At 37.2% G+C, this 25,109-nt stretch carries 21 protein-coding genes, 2 other RNA genes and 1 pseudogene; 20 read left to right on the top strand and 4 right to left on the bottom strand.

Features of this window, described 5'->3' with window-relative positions:
- Positions 1-112 precede the first annotated feature (112 nt).
- The 12 genes and pseudogenes from pspA (at position 113) to ffs (RI844_RS20070) (ending at position 9,936) form a co-directional block, all read left to right on the top strand.
- The gene (gene pspA / locus RI844_RS20015) at positions 113-808 is read left to right on the top strand and encodes a phage shock protein PspA (RefSeq protein WP_348396406.1); all 696 of its coding nucleotides are present in this window, start codon (positions 113-115) and stop codon (positions 806-808) included.
- Positions 809-849: 41 nt separating this feature from the next.
- Positions 850-1,080: an envelope stress response membrane protein PspB gene (pspB, locus tag RI844_RS20020; protein WP_348396407.1), complete on the top strand. Its 231-nt coding sequence runs from the start codon at positions 850-852 to the stop codon at positions 1,078-1,080.
- The gene (gene pspC, locus RI844_RS20025; protein ID WP_348396408.1) at positions 1,077-1,508 is read left to right on the top strand and encodes an envelope stress response membrane protein PspC; all 432 of its coding nucleotides are present in this window, start codon (positions 1,077-1,079) and stop codon (positions 1,506-1,508) included. Before pspB ends, pspC begins: the two co-directional genes overlap by 4 nt.
- 309 nt (positions 1,509-1,817) lie before the next feature.
- Entirely contained in the window at positions 1,818-3,260 is a 1,443-nt protein-coding gene (locus tag RI844_RS20030; RefSeq protein ID WP_348396409.1) for a YcjX family GTP-binding protein, read from the top strand.
- Positions 3,257-4,285, top strand: a complete 1,029-nt coding sequence (locus RI844_RS20035; protein WP_348396410.1) for a YcjF family protein — start codon at positions 3,257-3,259, stop codon at positions 4,283-4,285. Before RI844_RS20030 ends, RI844_RS20035 begins: the two co-directional genes overlap by 4 nt.
- Positions 4,286-4,534: 249 nt before the next feature.
- A pseudogene (phhA, locus tag RI844_RS20040) lies at positions 4,535-5,380 on the top strand (phenylalanine 4-monooxygenase); the annotation flags it as partial.
- An 8-nt stretch (positions 5,381-5,388) separates the two neighbouring features.
- Entirely contained in the window at positions 5,389-5,730 is a 342-nt protein-coding gene (locus tag RI844_RS20045) for a 4a-hydroxytetrahydrobiopterin dehydratase (RefSeq protein WP_348396411.1), read from the top strand.
- Between the two features lie 175 nt (positions 5,731-5,905).
- On the top strand, positions 5,906-7,456 hold the full coding sequence (locus tag RI844_RS20050) for a sigma-54-dependent transcriptional regulator (RefSeq protein WP_348396412.1): 1,551 nt from the start codon (positions 5,906-5,908) through the stop codon (positions 7,454-7,456).
- A 12-nt stretch (positions 7,457-7,468) separates the two neighbouring features.
- On the top strand, positions 7,469-8,110 hold the full coding sequence (gene maiA / locus RI844_RS20055; RefSeq protein WP_348396413.1) for a maleylacetoacetate isomerase: 642 nt from the start codon (positions 7,469-7,471) through the stop codon (positions 8,108-8,110).
- Positions 8,111-8,250: 140 nt separating this feature from the next.
- Complete coding sequence (locus RI844_RS20060) at positions 8,251-9,123, top strand: DUF3014 domain-containing protein (RefSeq protein WP_348396414.1); 873 nt, start codon at positions 8,251-8,253, stop codon at positions 9,121-9,123.
- A 15-nt stretch (positions 9,124-9,138) separates the two neighbouring features.
- Positions 9,139-9,729: a lysophospholipid acyltransferase family protein gene (locus RI844_RS20065; RefSeq protein WP_348396415.1), complete on the top strand. Its 591-nt coding sequence runs from the start codon at positions 9,139-9,141 to the stop codon at positions 9,727-9,729.
- 110 nt (positions 9,730-9,839) lie between these two features.
- Positions 9,840-9,936, top strand: an RNA gene (gene ffs / locus RI844_RS20070) — signal recognition particle sRNA small type.
- Between the two features lie 705 nt (positions 9,937-10,641).
- Here ffs (RI844_RS20070) and RI844_RS20075 read toward each other — a convergent pair.
- Positions 10,642-12,324: a tetratricopeptide repeat-containing sulfotransferase family protein gene (locus tag RI844_RS20075; RefSeq protein ID WP_348396416.1), complete on the bottom strand. Its 1,683-nt coding sequence runs from the start codon at positions 12,322-12,324 to the stop codon at positions 10,642-10,644.
- 220 nt (positions 12,325-12,544) lie between these two features.
- Here RI844_RS20075 and ffs (RI844_RS20080) point away from each other — a divergent pair.
- Positions 12,545-12,633, top strand: an RNA gene (gene ffs, locus RI844_RS20080) — signal recognition particle sRNA small type.
- Between the two features lie 44 nt (positions 12,634-12,677).
- Here the strand turns inward: ffs (RI844_RS20080) and priC are convergent.
- The gene (gene priC, locus RI844_RS20085) at positions 12,678-13,322 is read right to left on the bottom strand and encodes a primosomal replication protein PriC (protein WP_348396417.1); all 645 of its coding nucleotides are present in this window, start codon (positions 13,320-13,322) and stop codon (positions 12,678-12,680) included.
- Positions 13,323-13,331: 9 nt separating this feature from the next.
- On the bottom strand, positions 13,332-14,108 hold the full coding sequence (locus tag RI844_RS20090) for a TSUP family transporter (protein WP_348396418.1): 777 nt from the start codon (positions 14,106-14,108) through the stop codon (positions 13,332-13,334).
- A gap of 531 nt (positions 14,109-14,639) precedes the next feature.
- Here RI844_RS20090 and RI844_RS20095 point away from each other — a divergent pair.
- Entirely contained in the window at positions 14,640-17,384 is a 2,745-nt protein-coding gene (locus tag RI844_RS20095) for a TonB-dependent receptor plug domain-containing protein (protein ID WP_348396419.1), read from the top strand.
- A 296-nt stretch (positions 17,385-17,680) separates the two neighbouring features.
- On the opposite strand, the gene RI844_RS20100 is transcribed toward RI844_RS20095, so the two are convergent.
- Positions 17,681-19,501 carry a putative 2OG-Fe(II) oxygenase gene (locus RI844_RS20100; RefSeq protein ID WP_348396420.1) on the bottom strand — a complete coding sequence of 607 codons (1,821 nt, stop codon included), beginning with the start codon at positions 19,499-19,501 and terminating at the stop codon, positions 17,681-17,683.
- 618 nt (positions 19,502-20,119) lie between these two features.
- On the opposite strand from RI844_RS20100, the gene RI844_RS20105 reads away from it, so the two are divergent.
- The 6 genes from RI844_RS20105 to RI844_RS20130 are packed head-to-tail and all read left to right on the top strand — an operon-like array spanning position 20,120 to position 25,080.
- Positions 20,120-20,893: a DUF3450 domain-containing protein gene (locus RI844_RS20105; RefSeq protein WP_348398392.1), complete on the top strand. Its 774-nt coding sequence runs from the start codon at positions 20,120-20,122 to the stop codon at positions 20,891-20,893.
- Positions 20,893-22,248, top strand: coding sequence for a MotA/TolQ/ExbB proton channel family protein (locus RI844_RS20110; RefSeq protein WP_348396421.1), 1,356 nt, complete (start codon positions 20,893-20,895; stop codon positions 22,246-22,248). The genes RI844_RS20105 and RI844_RS20110 overlap by 1 nt, the downstream gene beginning before the upstream one ends.
- Positions 22,248-22,772, top strand: a complete 525-nt coding sequence (locus tag RI844_RS20115; protein WP_348396422.1) for a MotA/TolQ/ExbB proton channel family protein — start codon at positions 22,248-22,250, stop codon at positions 22,770-22,772. The genes RI844_RS20110 and RI844_RS20115 overlap by 1 nt, the downstream gene beginning before the upstream one ends.
- 12 nt (positions 22,773-22,784) lie before the next feature.
- The gene (locus RI844_RS20120) at positions 22,785-23,189 is read left to right on the top strand and encodes an ExbD/TolR family protein (RefSeq protein ID WP_348396423.1); all 405 of its coding nucleotides are present in this window, start codon (positions 22,785-22,787) and stop codon (positions 23,187-23,189) included.
- Positions 23,190-23,191: 2 nt separating this feature from the next.
- Positions 23,192-23,818: an energy transducer TonB gene (locus RI844_RS20125; RefSeq protein ID WP_348396424.1), complete on the top strand. Its 627-nt coding sequence runs from the start codon at positions 23,192-23,194 to the stop codon at positions 23,816-23,818.
- Positions 23,818-25,080 carry a tetratricopeptide repeat protein gene (locus RI844_RS20130; protein ID WP_348396425.1) on the top strand — a complete coding sequence of 421 codons (1,263 nt, stop codon included), beginning with the start codon at positions 23,818-23,820 and terminating at the stop codon, positions 25,078-25,080. The genes RI844_RS20125 and RI844_RS20130 overlap by 1 nt, the downstream gene beginning before the upstream one ends.
- Positions 25,081-25,109 lie beyond the last annotated feature (29 nt).

A 25,109-nucleotide genomic window follows, 5' to 3' on the forward strand; every position in this document is an offset into this window, starting at 1 on the left:
TTATTATAAACAACGAGTTACAGTTAATTGAAAACTTGGCATTAATAATGAATGTATTTGCATAGGTATAAAATTACTAATAAATAAAATTTATTAATACGAGGAAGTTATTATGGGTATTTTTTCAAGATTTACAGATATCATCAATTCGAATATCAACAGCATATTAGACAAGGCTGAAGATCCCGAAAAAATGGTGCGTTTAATTATTCAAGAAATGGAAGACACACTCGTTGAAGTTCGCTCATCTTCAGCGCGTACATTAGCAGATAAAAAGGAATTAACTCGCCAGATAACGCGTTTAGATACTGATTCAGAAACTTGGCAACAAAAAGCAGAGTTAGCGTTAAGTAAGGGACGTGATGATTTAGCAAGAGCAGCATTAGTTGAAAAAAATAAATGTGAAGATGCAGCTCAATCCATGAATGATGAATTGGCCAGCTTTGATGATCACATTGCAAAACTACAAGATGAAATATCACAATTACAAGAAAAATTAGCAGATGCTAAAGCTCGTCAAAAAGCTATCGTTATGCGTGGCAAAACAGCGAGTTCTCGATTAAAGGTGAAAAGCAAACTTGATAGTGGCAAAGTAGAAGATGCACTTAGCCGTTTTGATCGTTACGAACGTAAAATCGACGACTTAGAAGCACAAGTTGACTCCTATGACTTAGGTAAAAAGTCTTTAGCAGATGAAATTGCCGATTTAGAAACAGATGATAGTGTCGATAATGAGCTTGAGGCCCTTAAAGCCAAAATGCAAAAACCAAAAAAAGCAGCTACAAAAACTAGCAAAGCTAAAAAATAAAACGCACTAATTTATAAGCTCAATCGTTAAGGAGAATTATTATGGATCCAGGTCTTTTAATGGCACCGATCATTATATTTATGGTTATTGTGGCACCAATTTGGTTAATTTTACATTACCGTTCAAAGCGTCAAATAAGCCAAGGTTTAAGCGAAGATGAATATAGACAATTATCAGATTTATCGGAAGCTGCAGATCAAATGGCAGAAAGAATCCAAACCCTCGAAGCCATTTTAGATGCTGAAACTCCAGACTGGAGAAAGAAAGTATGAAAACATCAAGAGGTGAACTATTTCGAGACCCGACTAAAGGCAAAATTGCCGGAGTCTGTGCCGGATTAGCACAGTATTTTGGCTGGGAAGCCTGGCTTGTAAGAATACTGGTTGTGTCAGGTGTATTACTTGGTATGGGGTGGTTTGTAATTCTTTACATCGCAGGTTGGTTTATTTTAGATAAAAAACCAAACCGTCTTTCTCCGAAGCAAGCGGCAAAAAACGTTAAAGACAAAATTCATGAAGAAGAAATTTTTAATGAATCAATTAAAGTAAAAGCAAAAATTTGGCAGTCTGGAGAGTTACCAAAACAAGCGGTGCGAGATATAAGCCTTAAGTTTAAATCTCTAGAACATGAATTGCGTAATATGGAGCGCTACGTAACTTCACCAGAATTTACAGTTTCAAGAGAAATCAACAAGTTATAAATGTTTAACATCTTTATCAAAGGTCGCTATTAGCGACCTTTTTAATTTTTATGATTTGAAACGAGAAACGAGAAGCTAAGAGAAGGGAGCATGAGATGACTCCGATTTAGTGGACACCTTGCTGAACTCGCTTCAGGCTTCCCTCTTGCTTTTCGGTTCTAGCTTCTAGCACTCTCTTTTCTGAACTCGTTTCAGGAGCTATTTTGTTTTTTCATTTTTCTTTACTCTCTAGTAAGTTTTAAGCTTTTGTTTTACATTAGATATTAAGATAAAGAAAAATATTAATAAGCGATTTTAAAGCGTGGAGCGATGGCAATAATTAATAAAAAAACGATCAAAAATCTTCAACGACGAGTGAAAGATTCAGCGAGTGAGTTGTTTAATAGAAGCCTTGATCAGCATGTTAACCTAGCCGTTACGGGCTTGTCGCAAAGTGGTAAAACCGCATTTATTACTTCTTTGGTAAATCAACTAATCAATGAAGGGAATGGCAAACCGTTAACATTTTTTAATGTTGTCCATGAAGGACGATTTATTGCCGCTAAACGGGTGCCGCAATCCAATTTACACATTAGTCGTTTTGATTATGATGGTGCAATGCAAAACTTGGGGGAAGATGAACCCATTTGGCCAGTACCAACTAAAAACATTAGCGAGTTGCGTTTAGCTATCCGTTATTACCCTGATCAATCATTATTAAAATATGCCAAAGAGATGGCGACATTATATGTAGATATTACAGATTACCCTGGTGAGTGGTTACTCGATTTACCTATGTTAAATCAAACTTTTGAAGAATGGTCAGAATACATGGGCGAATTACTTAAGCAAGAGCCCAGAAAAGAACTTGCCGCCGACTTTCTGACAAAGCTGAATGAAGTTGATCCCCTTGGGCCTGTAAATGAAGATTTGCTAGCCGAACTTGCTCATGATTATACCCAAATTTTGATAAAGTTTAGACACGAACAAGGCCTCTCTGTTATTCAACCAGGCCGTTTTATTTTGCCCGGCGAGCATGAAGGTGCACCTATCTTACAATTTGTGCCTTATCCATTTTTTAATGATATAGAAAAAAATGATTATCAATCAGCAGGGCAGGACACCTTCATTGGTATGCTCAGAGCCCGTTACTTAGAATATAGAGAACGAATAGTCAGAGAGTTTTATAAAAAACATTTTGTTAAATTTGATCGACAAATTGTTTTAGCAGACTGTTTAACCCCATTGACAAATGGTCCGTATGCTTTCGATGATTTACAACAAGCGATAGCGTTAATTTTAGAGAGTTTTGCTTACGGCAAAGCAAATATTATTACGCGTTTGTTTTCGCCAAAAATTGATAAATTATTATTTGTAGCGAGCAAAGCTGATCATGTTACCGGTGAGCAACATAGCAATTTAACATCGTTACTCGAGCAGTTAGTCTATAAAGCTAAAAAAGCATTAAGTTTTGATGCAATAAAAATGAAAACTCTTGCTATCGCTTCAATTCAAACGACCAAGCAAGGTAAAAGTGAGTATCAGGGAAAATCTATAGCTGTGCTAAAAGGTAAACGCTTAGATACACAAAAATTAATCACCGTTTACCCTGGCGCTGTGCCAGCAAAATTGCCGAGTAAAGAGTATTGGCTTAATCAAGGATTCAAATACATAGCCTTCAAACCGATGAATAAAATTGACGAGCATGAAGCATTGCCAAATATTAGGTTAGATCAAGTATTACAGTTTTTATTGGGAGATAAATTAAAATGAGTCAGGAAAATGATAAATACGAACAGCAAATATTGTTCAATGAAGCACCTGATTTAAGCAATGTGCAGGCAGATATAGATAGCCAACCTGAGAACCAGGTAATTTTACCTGAAGCTGCATGGCAACCCATTGATGAAAACCTTACTGAAGATATTATTGAGCTTAAAAAGTCTAAACCACGATGGTTGTGGCGTTTAGCTGGAGTATCGTTTTTAACTTTACTTGTTTATGAATTAATTAATTTTTTAATCTTGGGTTTTAGTAATTCGCCAATAATAACAAGCATTTATTCAATGTTTTTTGCTGCAATAGCGGGTATTTCTGGTTTAGCCTTATTGAAAGAATTAAGAGGGTTAAGGCAATTTAAATTGCAAACCAAAAATCAACATAAAGCTGCGCAACTCTTAGCCAATGAAACATTTTTTGATGCTAAAACATTTTGTCAAAAAATTAGCTGTAAACTTCCAAGCGATGCTGTTGAAGAGCATCAACAAATGTTCGAAGATAATATAGGGGAAGAATTAACTGAACAGGAAATTTTAACCCTATATTCAAAGCAAGTGCTAAGCCATGTTGATGAACAAGCGTTAGCTCAGGTTGCAAAATTTTCTACTGAGGCTGTTGTTTTAGTTGCAGTAAGTCCTGTCGCTATTATAGATATGCTGGTGTTAATGTGGCGTAATTTGCGTATGCTCGATAAAATTGCTGGTCTTTATGGGGTAAGGCTTGGTTATTGGAGCCGGCTTAAGTTAATTAAGCATGTATTTACGAACATGGCCTATGCGGGCGCTAGTGAAATCATTGCGGATGTTGGCCTGGATCTGCTTGGTGTTGAAACTCTTGGTCGATTATCAACTCGTGCTGCGCAGGGCTTAGGGGCTGGGATGCTAACTGCTCGCTTAGGAATTAAAACGATTAACCTTTGTCGACCTATTCCATTTGTTGATAAACCACCTGGTATTAGCCAAGTTCGTCAACAAGTTATTGCTCAAGTAAAAGCGTTATTAACGTCAAAAGTTAAGTAATACCATTTTGCATAAGTACTGAGTTGACTATATGCTTATGCAGATTGGTATAATTAGCCGATATTTTTTTGTTAACTTATTGAAAACTTGGCATTGTTAATTCTCTGTAAAGAAAAACATACAAGTTTTCAGGAAAGTTTCCTTTGTAAAAATTTCTCATCAAGAACCACTTCTTATAGTCTTAGGTCCAACTAATAAACAGATTCCAATAACAAAGAATGTTGTGAATCTGTAAATCCTCTTGTAGGTACAAAAAGGACAAAATACATGGCGAAGGCAACTTCATATGTTTCTAAAACAGCCGATGAACAAGGCTTTATCAGCTGGACCGAGGAAGAAAACTCTACTTGGCAAAAGCTCTATTCTCGTCAAATAGCCTGCATTAAAAATAAAGCCTGCGATGAATATTTCCAAGGCTTAGATAAACTCAGTTTACCAGAAGACCGGATCCCTCAGCTCGCTGAAGTAAGTAAAGTTCTCCTCAAAGAAACTGGTTGGCAGTGCCATCAAGTTCCGGCATTGATTGGCTTTGGTGAATTCTTTAAATTGCTATCAGAGAGAAAATTCCCCGTTGCCACGTTTATCCGTAGCACCGAAGAATTTGATTATTTGCAAGAGCCTGATATTTTCCATGAAATATTTGGTCATTGCCCATTACTAACTAATCCATCTTTTGCTGATTTTACTCAGCTGTATGGCGAGATCGGGTTAAATGCGAGTAAAGAAGATAGAGTTTTTCTGGCACGTTTATATTGGTTTACCATTGAATTCGGTTTATTAAATACTGAAGACGGCTTACGTATTTATGGTGGTGGGATTTTATCGTCACCAGGAGAAACGTTATATGCCATGCATGATGATTCTGTCATTAGAAAAGAGTTGGATAATGCTGAGCAGTTGGTTGACGTTTATAGAACACCGTATAGAATTGATATAATGCAACCTATTTACTTTATGTTAAACAGCATAAAAGAATTAGACAAAATTGGTAAACTCGATTTACTGGCATTGGTAAAGCAGGCTAAAGCGCTTGGTTTACATGAGCCTATGTTTCCACCAAAAGAGCAAATTAAACAAACAGCAAAAGCAAGTTAAGGATGCAAATGACAACTACATTAGCAAAACAAGAATGCGAAGCATGCCAAGTGGGTGCTCCAAAGGTTTCAGAAGAAGAATTAGCACAACTTATTGGTCAAATTCCTGATTGGGTACCTGAAGTCCGTGATGGTGTGATGATGTTAGAGCGTGTATTTAAATTTAAAAACTTTAAGTTAGCGTTAGAGTTTACCAATAAAGTTGCTGAATTAGCAGAAGCTGAATTTCATCACCCGGCAATTACCACTGAATGGGGAAAAGTCACGGTAACATGGTGGACGCACGCTATTAAAGGTCTTCACCAAAACGATTTTATTTGTGCGGCCAAGACTGACCAATTACTCGATTAATTAACGAATACATCACTTCGTGGTTCGTAGCAAAGCGTATTCGCAGTGAAACGTATTCGAAATAAATAGTTTTTTACAAAGACGGTAAATATCTATTGGTATTTATCGTCTTTTTTGTTGTAAAATTAACTTTACAACAAAATTAATAGAAATATTAAAACTAGCGGAAGGTAAAGTGCGTTTACAAATTGAATGTCAGGACAGGTTCGGTATAGCTCAAGAAGTATTAGCCATATTCGTCGATCGAGAAATTAATGTTAAAGGGATAGATGCAATCACAGAGTCAGGGCAAATTTTTGTGCACATACCTGATCTGGAATTCAGCCAGCTGCAAGACTTCATGCCACAGCTTAGACTGATTGATGGGGTGCTTGATGTTAAAACTACTACTCATATGCCTTCAGAGCGTGAACGTGAAGTATTAGACACTATTGTAAGAACATTGCCTGATCCCGTTGTTACAATTGATGCGAAAGCCGCGGTTTATGGTGTGAATGACGTCGCCAAACAAAAAATATCAGCTGATTTAAAAGATATTATTGGCCAGCAAGTAAGCCAGTGGCTTAAAGGTTTTAACTTTAATCGATATTTAGAATCAGATGAAACATTACCACATACCCGTAAATTAAAGTTTCTAGACGAAGACTATGTGGCAGATATTTTACCGGTCACTGTGTCTGGTGAAAGTGAAGAGAAAGTTCTTACTGGCGCCATTTTAATGCTTAAGTCTGAAGCTCGTCTTGGTCAGCAAATTACCGCATTTAAACATCCCAAAGATAATGACTTTGCTGGTATACAAGCAAGCTCTGCATTAATGCGCAAAGTGGTTCGTGAGGCTCGTAGAATGGCTCATTTAGATTCCTCTATTTTAATTATGGGAGAAACAGGTACCGGTAAAGAGTTATTGGCACGATCATGCCATAATGCCAGCGATAGAGCTGATAGCCCATTTGTCGTATTAAATTGTGCAGCCTTACCTGATGATGTTAGTGAGACTGAATTGTTTGGTAAGTTAGTTAACCCGACAGAAACTAAAAAAGGTATTTTTGAATTAGCCGATGGCGGCACTATCTTTTTAGATGAAGTATCTGAAATGTCAGAAAAGCTGCAATCTAAGTTAATTAGAGTACTGGAAAGTAGCAGTTTTAGAAGAATTGACGACGAAAATGAAATAACCGTTGATATTCGCTTTATCAGTTCGACCAATAAAGATTTATTGTCTATGGTTGAAAAGGACGAATTCAGAGAGGATTTATATTATCGTTTAAATGTATTGGGCCTTGCCATTGCTCCACTTAGAGATAGAAGGCAAGATATTTTACCACTTGCCGACACCTTTATTCGCAAAGCGGCACAATTAAATCATCGAGCTAATGTATTGTTTGATAAAAATTGTCGCGATTTCATTGAGCATTATCCTTGGCCTGGCAACGTTAGGCAGCTTGAAAATGTTATTTTAAGAGCTGTGTCACTACTAGAAGGTGATGTGATCAGGATCTCAAATTTACAATTACCAAACTACACTCCTGATCATGGTTATCTTGAACATGAGTTTGAAGGCACACTAGAGGACGCAGTTAAAGGTTATGAGGCTGATTTATTAAGAAAGCTTTATCCGGCTTACCCAAGTACAAGACAATTGGCAAAAAAGCTTGGCTTAAGTCATACGGCAATTGCAAACAAGCTACGTGAATACAATATCAACAAAAAAACAGTGAAAATATAGGGCTAAATAAATATGATTACTTTATATGGGTACTGGCGTTCATCGGCTGCTTATCGAGTACGAATCGCATTAAACTTAAAGAAAATTAAACATGAGCTGATTTCTGTTCATTTAGTAAAAGACGGCGGGCAACAGCATAGTGAAAGTTATGTAAAATTGAACCCAAACCATCTTGTGCCAACATTGGTTGATGGTGATTTTAGTTTAAATCAATCTTTAGCGATAATAGATTACCTTGATGAATCTTTTACAAACGTTAGCCTTTACCCAAGTAATATCAAAGATAAAGCGTTAGTTAGAGCCTTAGCTTGTGATCTCGCCTGTGAAATCCATCCATTAAATAATTTAAGAGTGCTGCAGTATTTATCAAATCAGTTAAACATTAGTGATGACCAAAAGACTGCTTGGTACCATCATTGGATCCTGGAAGGTTTTTCCGCATTAGAATTGCGTTTAGCAAAAACTGCTGGCCAGTATTGTTTTGGCGATAGTGTTACTGTTGCCGATTTATGTTTAATTCCACAAATTTATAATGCCAAACGCTTTAATGTAGACATGTCAGTATTTCCCCTGATCAATAAAATTGAGCATAACTGCTCATTATTGCCTGAATTTATTGCCGCTATACCTGAGAATCAAGCTGACGCAAGTTAAAACTCATTCAGTTGCTGATATGATGATTGCGCCTTCGCTAGCGTTTATGTTTATTTTTTAATTAAATATAAATTACTTTAAACTTTTTTATGTTTTGACTATCTTTATATATGTCACAATTAAATCTTTAAGGTATTCATTTGTCAGCTGCAAACTCAAACATAGATTCATCGATCACTAGCAAAAGCTCTTCGTCTACATTAGTGTTTGTAATTATTCTGGTAGTAGTTATTACTGTTTTCGGCTATTTATTTTTACAAGATGATGAGGCAGAGATAAAGCCCGTAGCTAGTGAAGAAATTATCACAGAGCCTGAAGTTATTGTTCCTGTTAAAGTCGAAACAATCAGCGTACCTGTTAAAGTACAAGAGCCAGTTGCAACAGAGCCTGAAATTGTCAAACCATCCCTTCCTGTTTTGGACCAAAGTGATGCCTTTGTTGTCGCTAAAATAACTGAAATATCATGGCGAAAAGAGCTACTGGGTTTATTACTAACAGATGATTTAGTACGACGAGTTGTTGTCTTTACTGATAACTTTTCTCGGGGAGAAATGGCCTACAGTCATTTGCCTTTAAAGCCACTAACTGGAAAATTTTCAGTCAAGCCAGATATTAATGAGGCAGATGATATATACCAATTTAACGACTCTAACTTTACCCGCTATGAGGATTATATAGAACTACTCCATTCGTTTGAACCAGAAGCCTTAGCAAGCAACTTCATTCTAATAAAACCCTTATTTGAGCAAGCCTTCACTGAATTAGGTTATCCCGATCAAACTTTTGAACAAGTACTATACCTTGCAATTGAACGGGTACTCGATTTTCCCGTACCTAGCGAGCAGCCGGTATTGGTCCAACCTAGTGTGGTTTATAAATATCAAAACCAAAAGCTTGAATCTTTAGCTGATGCTGACAAGTTTTTATTACGTTTAGGTAAAGAAAATTTATTGCAACTAAAAGCCATAGCTCTAGAGCTGGATAATCAACTTAACTTGCAAAACAATCAGTAAAAGCTCATAACATCTATGGATAATTTATCTCAGATTGTACCGGTGAATATACCCAGAACAAATCGACGGTTTATTAAATGGCTTAGCCGTCACTTATTAACGTTATTAGGTTGGCGGATTAGTGGTAGCTTTCCAAACGAGAAAAAATTAATTCTAGCGGTAGCGCCTCATACTTCAAACTGGGACTTTTTCATTGGCGTGGTGGTAAAATTAGCTCTTGATTTAAAGTTAAACTTTTTGGGGAAAGACGCTATTTTTATTTGGCCATTTAAAATTTGGTTGGAGGCTATTGGCGGTATCGCAATTGATAGAAAGTCGGCACATGGTGTAGTAGGGCAAATGGTTGATAAGTTTGCACAACAAGATACTTTAGTATTAGCTTTGGCACCCGAAGGAACTCGCTCGAAAGTTCAACAATGGAAAACCGGCTTTTTACATATCGCCCAAAAAGCTAAAGTCCCTGTTTTGCCTATTCAAATAGACTATAAAACCAAACAAGTTATATTTTACCAGGCACGTAACATAACTGCTGATATTGATGAAGAACTGCAGGATATAAAAGCAATATTTAATAAAGATTGTGCAAAAAATCCTCATTATTTTTAATGGCTGTTAAATTTGCCTAATTTTCACTAATTAGGCCTTGCACACTACAACACAATTCGCCATAATGCGCCTCGCTTTAGGTAATTTACCTATCGCCATTATGGTACCTCTTTTGGTCCTCCCGCAATGATACTCTGTGAACTCGGCCAGGTCCGGAAGGAAGCAACCGCAGCAGACGACTCATGTGCCGGGATGTGGCTGAAAGAGGGGCCACCCAATCTAAAAAATGCTCTCTGCAGACCAATAAAAACACTATAATCAACTCGATTAGTCCAAAAGCATCACAGTAAAGATCACAATTCTAGCGTGATAATTTATCTACTTTCACTAAACACTTATCTATAACTTTATTAAGATTCTTTTGCCACGTACTAAATTTGACCCTGTTCAATAAATATCACAAATCTCGTTATAAGAATCATATAGGCCTTTTTGCTTTACATAAAAAAACGAGGTGTCATCATGTTACGAACAATCATTAAAACCATCATTGGCTAGGTAAAAAAACTATGGGAACTACTCAAAGTCATCATTGACATTGCCCCCACCAAAACAGTCAACCCAGACCGTAACCATTCCATAACAACGAACACTAGGCAAAGCGCGTTGCACGATTGGAGATCGTCAGGAAGCCGACAAGATGTTGTTCGCCATAGGTATGTAGAAGTTGATGGATACGCAGAAAACTTCCATATTGACCGCCAGGGGCGTTATGATTTTGCAAAACGTCGAAGATCAACTCTAGAAATAATATGGGCATTTCATTCAAGCCTAAGTCATTTCTTCGCAAACAACCGTTGTGGCAAATAAGTGAGAACAAAACATAAAGCTAATCACCTCTTCAAACCTGTACATATGTTTTTTCAATTTTTATATTCTGTTCAGAACGTGCTCGCTCTGTGTTTATTCATTTTACTTTAGCAGCTCGGGATAGCGATGAATAAAATCTGACAATTGATTTTTATAACATGTCCATCGCTCAATGGAATTGTTGTAGATTTTCTGGCGAGCCTGCCAAACACTGGCTGTATGGATTGAAGCAGTATTCTGTTCACCAGATTCTACTGATAATTGTTTCAGATTGGTATATTCACACAGTTGATCAATTACCTTTTTGGGATCTCTTACCATGTCCTCATAGCTAATGGTTAGGATGTCCAGGTCTTGATAACTCCAGTGTCGCATCATTTCTGAGTATAACGAATGGTATTCGGCGATATCGTTTAAGTCGTAACTGAAGTCCAAGTTAGTGTGTGCAAAATTTTGAGAATAAATGGATAGGCAAATATCAACGGGATTGCGAGTACAATGAATAATCTTGGCTTTAGGGAACAACATTTTGATAAAGCCAATGTTAGCGAAATTTAAAGGATTTTTATCCAGTGTATGTTGGTAATCATTATAATTAGTGGTAATGGATTTCAAATATTGTACACAATAATATTCTACCGCCCGCTCAGGAATATGGGATAAAACCTCAGGAAAAGTAACTTTGTTTCCCGTAGAATTTTCAATATGTTTTGGGAACAAATCCAGTGTATCTAACTCACCTGCGCAAAACACCTTTTCATTACTTGAAAAAATCCTTTCGAGTAAGGTTGTGCCTGACCTAGGCATACCAACTATAAAAATGGGCTCATAATTGTTAGTTGTTTTTTGCTGAAGCTGCTTAATTTGTTGTTCGCTAAAATAACTTTTTAGTTTTTCAAATTGCTGTTTGACGCTATTTATATCAAAGGGTTTGGTCAGCATTTTTTTTCGTTGTTTGTTGGCTGTTTTAAAGTATTCAAATGCCTGTTCATATTTATGCAGGTCATCATTAATTTTTCCAAGAGAAAAATTTAAAACAGTCTTGGTTTCAGCGCTCACCCCTGCCTTCAAGGCATCAGTAAATTTCTTGATAATTTCACTATCATCCGTACTGAATTTTTTTGATACAGCAATGCCTTGGTAAGCGGCAGCACTGTTAGAGTCTTTCGAGAGAGCAAGAAGGTTGTATCTCGTCGCTTCATTAAACTCACCCAGAGAATAATGCAGTTTTGCAATTTTTGACAGTGTTGTCGCTGTGTAGCACTTTCTTTTTATCGTTAAAGCGTAAGCGTCAAGTGCTGCCGAATCAGCACCAATTACCGATAAATAGGAAGCCGCTGAGTTATGTATTTCCACATCGTCAGGATATTGTTTGAGCAATGAAAAAAGAGTAGTTTTAGCGAGATCAATTTGCCTGCTATGGCCATAAATTTCGGCAAGTAACGTATAGGCCTCAACACATAAAGGATCCTTTTTTATACAGTCATTAAGTACTGAAATGGCAGACGTGGAGGCATTCATCTTGTCATGCAGCAATGCCAGCCTTACCTGTAATAAAGACGATACTTGCGTCGTCGTACTATATTGATTTAAGACTTCGATGCCCTGTTGAAAATAACCAGAATCAAGTAAAAGCTGAGTAATTGATAATAACAAAAATGGTTTGTCATCAGTCTCATTAAGTGCCTTCTGGAAGTATTGGAAGGCTTCATTGGCCTTTTTTTGTTGCCATAATGAGAGGCCTTTTTGATATGGGTTTTGTGCTGGATTGGGACTATTGCTCAAAGCTGATTACTTTATCTTTTATGGGAGTACAAGTAATATAAACGGCCTATTCTATATAATCAATCCATAGTTCAAAACAAATCTGTTTATAGTGATCGCATAAGACCAATACACTATTAATTTGACGCTGTGCTTCTGACCATGGCACATTGATTGTTTAATTTAAATATTTGCAATGTTATTTTTTACTCTACGCTTAATTATGTTGGCAAGCATCGCTGTATCCCTTACTGGCAATGATACTCTGTGAACTCGGCTAGGTCCGGAAGGAAGCAACCGCAGCAGACGACTCATGTGCAGGGATGTGGCTGAAAGAGGGGCCACCCAATACTTATCTAATAGTATTTATTTTTCTATCTAGTTCTTTCAGAATTTTCTATTTGTTTTTCTACATCACTAATTGCTTTTCTACATCGCCCTAGGCGCTGTTGCAAGGTTAAAATTTCTTGCTGGATAGTTGCAGTGTTATACTTTGTAGTCTTCGCTAACGCTAATTCTTTAACTTGCAACATATCTTGCAAACGTCGTTCAAAACCTAGAAATTCAGCAAGTTTTGCATAGAGTTGGTGCGACGGTACAAGTACAGCCTTGGCTTGTTGCTTGAATTTTGCTGTCTGCTTACCTGTTACCGGTTTTTTTTGTTTCTTTAGTCTATTACGGCGGTCAAGACGATATTCACTATCATTATGGCGATTGTCATTCGACTTAATTGCAGTGATCAATGATGAAATCTGTTCTTCCAACTCTGCCATTAATGCACCACAAAATTCCATATGTTTTGTGCTCAGCAATTTCTGTAAATGTTCTAAACGCTTTTGTGTATATTTGACATAGGCATAATAAGTAGAGCTGACGATAGGAAATAACTTCTCATCAAACATGGCTTCATCTTGAAGATAATAATGTGATTTTCGTTGTTTATTAGCTTGATCTACCGAATTTGCATCAATTTCAAGTTGATCCAGTATTGATTTTAATCTGCATAAAGAGCGCTCCATAAGTAATATTTAAAACCAAGCTACATAAGCAAGCTTAATAGCCATCACCATCACCACAGTAATAAATATAGGCCTAATAAATTTACTGCCATAACGTATAGCTGAGTGCGCGCCAATCCAAGAGCCAATAATCATAAATATCCCCATGGCCAAGCCAAGTAAAAAGTTAACTTGGCCAAAATAAATGAAGATCAATAACGACGTGAAATTACTTATAAAGTTCATGCTTCTAGACAAGCCAGAACTTAATAAAATATTCATTTTATATAGAGCTAAAGAAGAAACAGTCCAAAATGTACCAGTACCTGGTCCGGCAAAACCATCATAAAAACCCAACACAAACCCTTGTATGCTTTGTTTAATTTTGATTAGTACGCTGGGTTTTGGAAAACTGGCGGACTCGCTAAGTGCCGATTTTGAACATAACGTATATAAAGCGCAAAGCAAGATGATAATAGGCAGTAATTTGTTTATTAAATCCGCACTAACAAAATTTACAATTATGGTACCGATGACGGCACCAAATATTGTTGCTACAGCTGCAGAGAACCAAAATAGAGGGTTGAATAGTTTTTTTCGGTAGAAGGTAACCGAAGCAGTAAATGAGCTGAAACACGCCGCTAGTTTATTTGTACCCAAGGCAATATGTGGTGGCAAGCCTGACGATAACAAAACAGGCACGGTCAATAGACCTCCGCCACCAGCAATTGCATCAATAAAACCCGCAATTAACCCAACTAGGGATAATGTTAATAATAAATACGGATCGGAAAAAAGTTCAAACATGGGCGGTTTAATGGCTCTAAAACAATTGAAGTGCTAATTCGTTAACGGGATCTGAGTAAGGGTGACCTAAACCAATTGAAATAGCCAGAAAATAATATTCTTTGTAATATTTTATCTTAGATTACCAAATGGGTAATAAATGTAGGCGTTCTGTATAGAAATGTGTCCGCTTAGTTTTTTTGTATCTGTTTTTATGTGTGGGTTAGTTGTTGTTTTTTAAGTAATAAATAATTTCGTATAAACTAGAGTATATAGTAATAAGTAAATATTTATTATGCAGTTTGGTGAATATATATTCTGAATTTTCATGTATTTATGCGTGAATTGTGTGTGGAATTGTAACTGAGGTGTGTGGTTTTGTAAGAAATTTTGAATTTATGTAATTTATGTTGTTGACCTGTTAAAGAAAATCGTTTTATTATCGTCTTCGACAGATCAGGTCTAATGACCTAATAAAAAGAAAATATAACAAAGCAATATAGCTTTGATTTTTAAACAATAGAATCACTTAGAGTGGTCCAGGGAGTAAACATGTATAGCAATAATAAACTTGCTAAAGCCGTTCGCCTAGCATTAGTGTTTGGCGCAAGCGCAACAGCTGGTATTTCTGCAAACGCATTCGCGGCAGAAGAAGTAACAGCTGAAGAAGAAGTGGAACGCATTGAAGTTACCGGTTCTCGTATTAAACGTACTGATATGGAAGCGGCTAGCCCGATTTCTGTATTTACAGCAGAAGATATTGCCGTTTCAGGTGTATCAACAGTTGAAGGTTTCATCAAAAGCATCCCGGCAATGAATGGCGGTCAAATTGGTTCTAACGTAAATAATGGTAACCGTGGTTTCGCAACTGCTTCTTTACGTGGTTTAGGTGATGGACGTACATTAATACTTATCAATGGTCGTCGTTTCAACTCAGGCGATTTAAACTCTATCCCTACTTCATTCATTGAACGTGTTGAAGTAGTACGTGATGGAGCATCAACTGTTTATGGTTCAGATGCAATTGCTGGTGTTATTAACTTTATCACTAAGAAAGATTTTGAAGGTGTTGAAGTTTCTGCGCAATACGACGTAACTAGTGAAGACGACGGTGAAACTAAAAAGTTCTCAATCGTAACTGGTACTTCTAGCGATAAAGGTAACGTAGTATTCTCAGTAGATTACACTGACCGTGAAGCCGTTAGCCAAGGTGACAGAAGTTACTCTGAATGTCCTCTTTGGGATGACGGTGTAGGATCTAAGCCATACTGTGGTGGTTCATCACATTCTCACTTAGGTCGTGTTAACGTACCTGAAGTAAATGGTCTAGGCCTTGACGCTGGCCGTTATATTACTCAAAACGGTGAAGCAGTACCATTTAGCACTGCGGATCACGGTTACAACTACGCTGCAACAAGTTACTTAGTAACTCCTGCACAAGTGTTTAGTGTAAACGCCGCTTCTACGTATGAAATTACAGACTCAATGTCGATATTTGCTGAAGCTGGTTTCAGTAACCGTCAATCAAGTCAACAAATGGCTCCAGCAGCAACGTTCTGGAGTGCTCCAGTTCCTGCTACTCACCCTGACAATATTTACGGTGTTGATTTATCAGTCAACCGTCGTATTACCGAAGGTGGTGGCCGTGGTTTTGAACAAGATGCTGAAGATTACCGTATTGTTGCTGGTTTAGAAGGCGAATTCGACAATGGTTGGGGTTGGGACGTAGCTTATAACTACTCACGCTTTGTTGATTCACGTATTATGACTGGTGAGCTTAATCGTCCAAATACAGAAACATTACTTGACCCAGCATTATGTGCTGCCGATGACGATTGTCCTGGTTTATGGAACCCGTTTGCTGAAGGTACTATGACTGCTGAGCAACATGCTTATGCTTCTGTTACTTTCTCTCCGGTAAGAAAAGGCCAAACAACTCAGTTTTTAGCCAACCTTACAGGTGACTTAGGTAGTTTCGAATTACCAGGTGGTCCGATTCAGTGGGCAACTGGTTATGAGCGTCGTATTGAAGAGTATTTAAATGAACCTGATGGAGCTGAAGCTTTAGGTCAAGTATATGGCCAAAGTGGCGATAGAACTGAAGGTAGCTATACTGTTGAAGAAATGTATGCAGAATTTAACTTCCCTATTTTAGCTGGCCTACCATTTGCAGAGCGTTTGACGTTAACTGCTGCAGTAAGAACTTCAGATTATAGTAACCAAGATGATACTGCTACTAACACTAAGTTTGGTATTGAATGGGAGCCGGTAGAAGGGTTATTAACTCGTGCTACGTTTGCTGAAGGTTTTAGAGCGCCAAGTATTACTGAATTATTTGATCCACAAGAGCAATCTGCGATTAGTTATACTGATCCTTGTTGGGATTACGGATTAAGCAGCAATGCTACATTAAAAGCTAACTGTGCGGCTGATGGCCTACCAGCAGATTTTAATTCTGATAGTCAGTCAAACTCTGTTATTGGTGGTAACCCAGAACTAGAGCCTGAAGAGTCAGAAAGCTTTACAGCAGGTATTGTTTACTCAGGTTTTGAAAACTTTAGCATTGCAATAGACTACTTCAACATTGAAATTACCGATGGTGTAGGTACTGCTGGTACAGATAACATTGCTGAAAGTTGTTACAACTCTACAGATTTTTCTAGCCCTTTATGTGACTTAATTAAAGGTAACAAGTACGGTCCTATTGATACACCGCCACATCCTACGTCACCGCGTCGTAACGTAAGTGAAGTACTTTCAGGTGTATTAGTAACAAATGCTAACCTTTCAACATTTGAAACGTCTGGTATTGACTTTGACTTTAGCCATAATATGGACATCTTCGGCGGTAACTTTGTAACTACCCTTAACGGTACTTACTTAGATCAATATGATTACACTCTTGTTGCCGGCGGTGAGAAAATCAAAGCTTCTGGTAAAGTTGCGGCTGACCAATGGACAGGTAACCCAGCAGTATTTGCTGAAATAAGAGCAAACTTAGGTTTTACTTTCGCAACTGATAATTATAATGCGAACATTACGTTCCGTTATCAGTCTGAAGGTGATGACTTGTTAGCAGATGATACAACTCTAGATTCAGTTGCTGATTCAATTGTGTACACAGATGTTCAAGGTACATGGTTCGTTAACGACACTTACACCTTATCAGCTGGTGCACGTAACTTACTTGATGAAACACCTCCTTATATGTCGAACTATGATGACTCGAATACAGTTAACTATTCGTATGATCTACCAGGTGCATACTATTACTTAAAAGCAACTGCTAAGTTCTAATATATAAAACCTAGTCGATGTAGGACATTAGCTTTTTAATGTTCAGTAAATGTAAAAAACCCATCTATATGATGGGTTTTTTTTATGTCTTTAAAATTGTTCTAATAAAAATAGAGTTAAAAAGCAAAGTTGGGTTGTAGAATTTAATAACTATAATACATGCATACCAGAATAAACTTTATCTGTTGAGTGACTGAATACAGCGGTTCTTATAGTTACAAGAATAGATAGGAGATCTTATTTAGAACAAATAAAAGATCGCAATTTAATTGTAACTTATTTTAATAGTGTTGGCTTTAAATTGGGACTATGTCGTAAGGTGTAGTGATTCTTTGTTCGTCACTGTTAAAAGGTGTGGTGCCATGCCAAAAATATGAAGGAAACTGTACCATTAAGCCTGCCTGAGGCTCTATGCTTATTTCAGATGATAGTTTTTCTGCCATATTAAAACCTGGCTCACCAAAATTTATCCAGCCTTGTTGTTCAGAATTAGCAATTATTGTTTTTGGTACTTGCACATAGTAACAACTGCTCATCCAGCCAGCAGAGTGATAGTGGTTTTTATGATAACCACTGTTGTTTAATAATACAGACCAAGAATCAGACTCGACAAACCTTTGAGTGTTTCTTGCCAGCAGCGGGTGTATGCTATCTTTTGGTAATTTAGATAAAAACTCAGATGTTTGTTCTTTTAAACTTAAAAACAACGTTTTTATTATTGGCAGATGATAGTCAAATAAATTCTCACTGGTTTGACTGCCACTAATTAATGATTGATCTAAAGGATGCGATTTAGCTAAATGAATAGTTCGCAATTGAGCGGCTAAGCTATGGTTAAATTCACTTAAGTTATGGAAGCCTGCTGGTAAATCAATATGAGCGCTTAAAATAAACTTTTCATAGTCGCATAGGTAATCGTATTCGGCATCATTTAAACCTCTTAATGCAACTGTTTTATAAGCCAGAAGGCCTTGATGGTTAGGCTGTTGCTTGAGCAGTTTATTAAGCATCGACAGTGCTTTATTATATTCGCCCACGCTGAGCAAACTTTTTCCTAATGCAAGTTTTACTTCAAACGCATTGGATTTTATTTTATCAGCCTCTTTGGCAAAAGAAACTGACTGATCAAACTTACTTTGTTCATTAGTTATTGAACTCAACTCTAATAAGCTATTTAAGTGTTTCTTATCTCTTTGTAATAGGTTCTTTAGAACATCTTCAGCGAGTTCAATGTTTTCAGACTGTTTCAATTTAAGCGCATATGAATATTCTAACTCGGAATTTCCTGAGTTTGACTTCATCGCTAATTGATAAGATTTCAAAAAGTCGGTATCAGCATGTTCCCATAACATTTTGTTTAACCAGTTGTGGGCATCAATATCTAGGGGGGCTTTATCAAGCAATTGCTGGTACAGGCATTTACTTTTTTCGATATCTCCAATCAATGTATAACAGCTGGCTAAATTTTTTGTTATGTCTGAATTGCCTGGGGTTAAACTTAGCGCTTTGATAAAACAAGCGATAGCTTCCTTATATAGACACTTCTTTTTAAATACTAGTCCAAGGTTATTTAAAGCTGGAGTGCTATTAGGTTGAATTTTTAATGCTTGTTCAAAAAAGTGCTGAGCTTTTAAAAGTAAGTTCAAATGAAGATAGGTTTGCCCTATAGCTATCGATATTTTTAAATCATTTTGTTTAAGCTGATTTGCTTTATTTAAAACACTTAGCGCATCATTACTTTGTCTATTTCTATTGAATAAGACTCCTAGGTTATACAGAGAATCTAGGTTGTTCTTGTCGATGCTTAATATTTTATTATGGGCTGTGATTGCTTGTTTAACATTTCCGTCTTGCTTTAATAATTTTGCTTGGTTTTGTAGTGCTGGTATCAATTTAGGATCTAGTTTTAGAGATTTTTTTAACGCAACTCGGCATTGTTCAATGTCTCCGAGATTATGATGAATTACAGATTTTAAATGCCACAAGGTTGCATCACTCTTATCTATTATCAATAGCTTTTTAATTAATTTTTCAGCATTTATAAAGTCTTTATTGTTTAAAAAGTAAAATAATTTTTGTTTTAAGTTTTGCACATTAGCATTTATCTGTAAGGACATTTTCTGATTGAAATAGTGATCTAAAAGTAAATATAAATTTAATCTGAAAGCCGGCAAGTAGTCAATAATTAAAGTCGTTATGGGTATAAATCAATTTCCGTTTTACAGAGGCTTTAAGTTCATCGATCTCTTTGATGGTGGAAATTTTAAAATATGAACGTGAATCTATAAATAGACTGCAATTCATTTATTAAAAATCTAAACTTTTCACTGTTACAAATTGATGAAATTTATATGATTGACTATCCTTAAATGGTCAGTGAAAATGTAATATGCATGCAATTAAGTTGTGTAATTGAGTGGAACCGGTTGAAAACCATACTTTTTGTGTGTTTTTTGCGCTGTTTTGATTCAATTTAAGCAAAATGTTTGACTTTAGCGTGTAGCTATTGTCTTATAGAGAGCTGTTATTCATATGAATATCAGCCTAGAAATAACAATTTTGATAACTTCAAAACATTGCAAATGTGATTGAAAGGTTAACAAGATTGTGTTTCTAAGGATAACAACTTATAAGCACTAAATATAAATGTTCTTATGTTTGGGTCCTTAAATCTGATTTAATGGATTTTGTTGGAATAAAAGTTAAATAGCAATTGGTTGGGAACTATGTCCAAAATAAGCAAGAAAAGCCTTATCGCAACGTCGATTATCGGGGCTATGGCATTAGTAGGTAGCAATATTGCTAGCGCTAATAGCCTTAAAGAGTTACACAAGAGTGAAGCTGCAACAGTTAAAGCTTCTGCCAAATCACAACAAAAAATCAATAACATTTACGAGCAATCGCAAGAATTACTTGCTGAGTATCGTACCGTTGTTGACGAAACTGAGAACTTGAAAGTGTATAACGATCATGTTCAACGTTTAGTTAATGACCAACAAAAAGGTATTGATTCTTTAGTACGCCAAATTGGTACTATTGCTGAAACTAAAATGGGTGTTGTTCCATTAATGTATAAAATGATTGCTTCTTTAGAGCAATTCGTTGCAGCAGATATCCCTGTTAACTTGGTTGACCGTAATAAACGTCTAGAGCAACTTAACGATGTAATGTCTCGTCAAGGTATCTCTGTAGCTGAGCAATTCCGTCTTGTACTTGAAGCATACGACATTGAAACATCTTACGGTTCAATGTTTGGTGCTTACCAAGGTGAGTTAGAATTTGAAGGCCAAAAAATTATTGTAGATTTCGTGCACATGGGTCGTACCGTGTTAGTTGCACAATCTCTTGATTTAAAAAATGCCTGGATTTGGGATAACAGCACTCGCTCTTGGTTAGCGCTAGGTGATGAATACCTAAACCCAATTACTAAAGCCGTACGTATGGCACGTAAGCAAACTGCTCCAGATCTAATCAAGTTACCTGTATATGCAGCGGGGGCTGGTGAATAATGAATAAATTTATTAAAACGGCAGCAGTAGCTGCAACTCTAATGTTAACTGCTGGTATTTCTACAAATGCAGCGGCTAATCAATTAGACGACTTATTAAAGCAAGTTAAAGCTGATCGTGTATCGGTTGCAAAACTTGACAAAAAACGTGAACAAGAGTTTTTAGCCGCGCGTGCTGATAAACAAGCTCTTTTAAAGAAAGCTGAAGCAGAACGTGCTGCTGAACAAGCTCGTAATACTCGCTTAACTAAAGCGTTTGCCGATAACGAGAAAATGCTAACTACTAGAGAAGCCGAGCTTGAAGCAGCTAAAGGTGATTTAGGCGAAATGTTTGGTGTTGTACGTCGTGCGTCTGGTAATGCTTACGGTACTATTGCTACTTCAATAGTAAGTGCTCAATACCCAGGCCGTGAAGTAACTCTTGATAAATTAGCTAATGCTAAAGAAATTCCAGTTCTTTCTGAATTAGAAGAGCTTTGGTTTGCATTACAAACTGAGATGACAGAGTCTGGTAAAATTACTTCATTTGAAGCTGAAATTACTCAATTAGACGGTTCTAAAGCGTCGACTCAAGTGACTCGTATTGGTTCATTTAACCTTCTTTCAGAGCAAGGTTACTTAAACTACAACGATGACCAAGGTCTTATTCAACCACTAGGTAAGCAACCAGATGGTAGCATTGTAGGTACGGTATCACCGTTCATTTCAATGACTTCAGGTTATGCACCATTGTTCCTTGATCCTTCAAAAGGCACAATCTTAAACCTAGAAACGCAAAAAGCGACATTAGAAGAACGTTTCCATCAAGGTGGTACAGTTGGTTATGTAATCGCTGGTGTTCTTGCCTTCGGTCTATTAATTGCAATTGAACGTTTAGTCTTCTTATTCTTAGTTGGTGGCAAAATTGCAGCGCAACTTAAGAACCGTACTACGCCTAATGCGAACAACCCACTAGGTCGTTTGTTACAGGTTTACCAAGACAACAAAAATGTTGATGCTGAAACTCTTGAGCTTAAACTTGATGAAGCCATTTTACGTGAAACGCCAAAAATTGAACGTGGTATTAATATCATCAAGATTTTAGCAGCTATCGCGCCTCTATTAGGTCTATTAGGTACAGTTGTTGGTATGATTGGTACATTCCAATCAATCACTCTATACGGTACTGGTGACCCTAAAATCATGGCGGGTGATATCTCAATGGCGCTTGTAACTACAGCACAAGGTCTAATCGCTGCATTACCATTAATCCTAGTACATTCAGTTGTAGCAGGCCGTGGTAAATCAATCTTCCACATTCTTGACGAACAAAGCGCAGGTATTGTTGCTGAAATCGCCGAGAAGGAGAAACAGTAATGATTTACCTGATAGAGCTTTGGGAATCTGTCAGGGAATTTATAGCTACTGGCGGTGGAGTACTTTACTTCGTTGCCATGGCAGTCTTCTTAATGTGGATATTAATGATAGAGAAGTTTTGGTTCTTATCAGCGACTTACCCAAAAATTAAGCGAGAAGTAATCGCTAAATGGGACGCAAGAACCGATACTACTTCATGGTATGCTCACAGAATTAGAGATACATGGATTTCTGAAACGACAGAAGTATTAGATGCACGCATGATAACCATTAAAACTTTGGTAGCTATGTGTCCCCTTATTGGCCTATTAGGTACTGTAACAGGTATGATTGCAGTATTCGAAATTATGGCTGTACAAGGTACTGGTAACCCGCGCTTAATGGCATCGGGTATCTCAATGGCAACAATTCCTACAATGGCAGGTATGGTTGCAGCATTATCTGGAGTGTTTTTCAGCTCTAGATTAGACGCAAAAGTTAAAATGGCGAAGGCTAAGCTAGTTGATAGCTTACCTCATCACTAGAGAGATTTTCTAATGGCTCGTAAAATAAAACGCGAAGATGAAGAAGCAACAATTGATATGACACCGATGCTAGATATCGTGTTTATCATGCTTATCTTCTTTATCGTAACCACTTCATTCGTTAAAGAAGCTGGTATAGATGTGCAAAAGCCGAAAGCGGCTAATGCAAGTAAAAAACCTTCAGCGAACATCTTTATTGCAGTTCGTGAAAATGGTGAAATTTGGATGGACAAACGTGTAGTTGATGTTGAGCGTGTTTCTGCAAACATTGAAAAACTACTAGCTGAGCAACCAACTGACATCGTAATTATCCAAGCTGACAAAAAAGCAGAACATGGCATAGTTGTTAAAGTTATGGATGCAATTAAGGATGCAGGGATCGATAAGATTTCTATTGCTGCAGCCTCAGGGGGATAATTATGGTTCGCTTTTTAGTATCAATACTATTGGGCGTTGCTGTAACATTTTTTTTGTTTGTCTTTATGGCATTCTTGATTTCTGGTGGTTCGAAACGCGCCGATAATACTGCAGATAGCGTTATTATTGACATCGTTTCAACTCCGCCTAAATCAAATGTTCAACAGCGTAGACGTGTGCCGCCACCGCCGCCACCGCCACCTAAAACTCCGCCTAAGCCGCAAGCGCCAGAGCCGGAAATGAGTAATGATAACGCAGGTATGACATTTAACGTACCAGGTGTTCAGATCTCAGGGGCGTCAGCAGGTATGGATGCACCAGGTGCAGGTTTCGGACGAGATGGTGAAGCAACACCTATTGTACGTATCGAACCTAAATACCCAATACAAGCAGCTCGAGACGGTAAAGAAGGTTGGGTACAACTAAGCTTTACAATTAACACTTTAGGTGGAGTTGAAGACGTAAAAGTTATTAAAGCTCAACCAAAACGTATTTTCGATAAAGAAGCCAAACGTGCGCTTCGTAAATGGAAATACAAGCCAAAAGTTGTTGATGGTAAGCCAATTGTACAACCTGGTATGACCGTACAGTTAGACTTTAAAATGAACCAAGAGGGAGGAGCACAATAATGTTGAAAAAACTTATCACTTCTTCAGTAATGGTTGCGTTTGTAGCAACAGCTACACTTCCTATGACAGCCAATGCTTACGCAGCGGCTTGTCCTAAGGAAGCTGGCAAGAAGAAAGCTCGTACGAAAATTGTTGGTCCATCGGTAGGTAAAAAAGTGGGTAAAGCTTTTGAAGCCTATTCGGAAGATCGTATTGATGATGCTATTTCAATATTGTTAGATATTGAAACTAGCAAAGAATACGATCGTGCCTATGTTGATCGCTTTATTGCGAACATGTATGCAACCAAAGGCGGTGACAGTTCTAAAAAAGCACTTCCGTATCTTGAAAGTTCGGTTAAGGACAAAGTTCTTAATGAAAAAGAACATGCAGATACGATTAAGCTATTAGCTGACTTGCAAATGCAAGAGAAGCAATACCGAAAAGCTTTAAATAACTATCAGTTCTGGATGGACGATACGTGTAAGGAAGACTCAAACACTTATGTAAAAATTGCTCAAGCTCATTATGAACTTAAGGAATTGGATAAAATGATCACGCCGGCCGATAAAGCAATTGCTTTGTTTGAAAAGCCAAATCAAAATCCATACATTTTAAAGTTAACGTCTTACTACGAGCGTAAACAGTACAAAAACGCGGTAAAAGTACTTGAAGATGTCATTGAGTTATTCCCTGAGAATAAGCAATGGTGGACGCAACTTGGTATGTTCTACATGTTAGTAGAGGATTATACCAAAGCACTTTACACGTTAGACTTAGCATATCAGCAAGGTTATTTGACAAAAGAGTCAGAAATAAAAACACTTGCTAACTTATACGCAACTAATGATGTTCCTTATAAGTCTGCTATGTTACTGGAAAAGTACATTGATAGTGGTTTAATTGCCCGTACAGATACTAACCTTTACACCATGGCTAATGCATTTCATGCTTCACAAGAGGTGAATACAGCAGCTAAATATTTTGGTGAAACGGCTAAATTATCTAACAACCCGAAACATTACCGTCGTCAAGGCATGTTATTACAACAGTCTGAGCAATATGATGCTGCTACTAAAGCACTTCAAAAGGCTCTTGATTTAGGTATTGAAAATCCGGGTCGTGTATGGATGACCTTGGCTGAAGCTTACTTCTACCAAGAGAAATATCCACAGGCAACGAAAGCGATTAAAAAAGCACAAGAAGATCCGAAAACCAAGAAGGCCGCACGCGCTTGGGCTTCTTACATCCGCGATACAGCAGAGCGTAAGAAAAAAGTATAATCTAAGCTTTTATCAAATTAAAAAACCAG

Origin of the sequence: Thalassotalea fonticola, assembly GCF_032911225.1 — a bacterium.
GTDB lineage: Bacteria > Pseudomonadota > Gammaproteobacteria > Enterobacterales > Alteromonadaceae > Thalassotalea_A > Thalassotalea_A fonticola.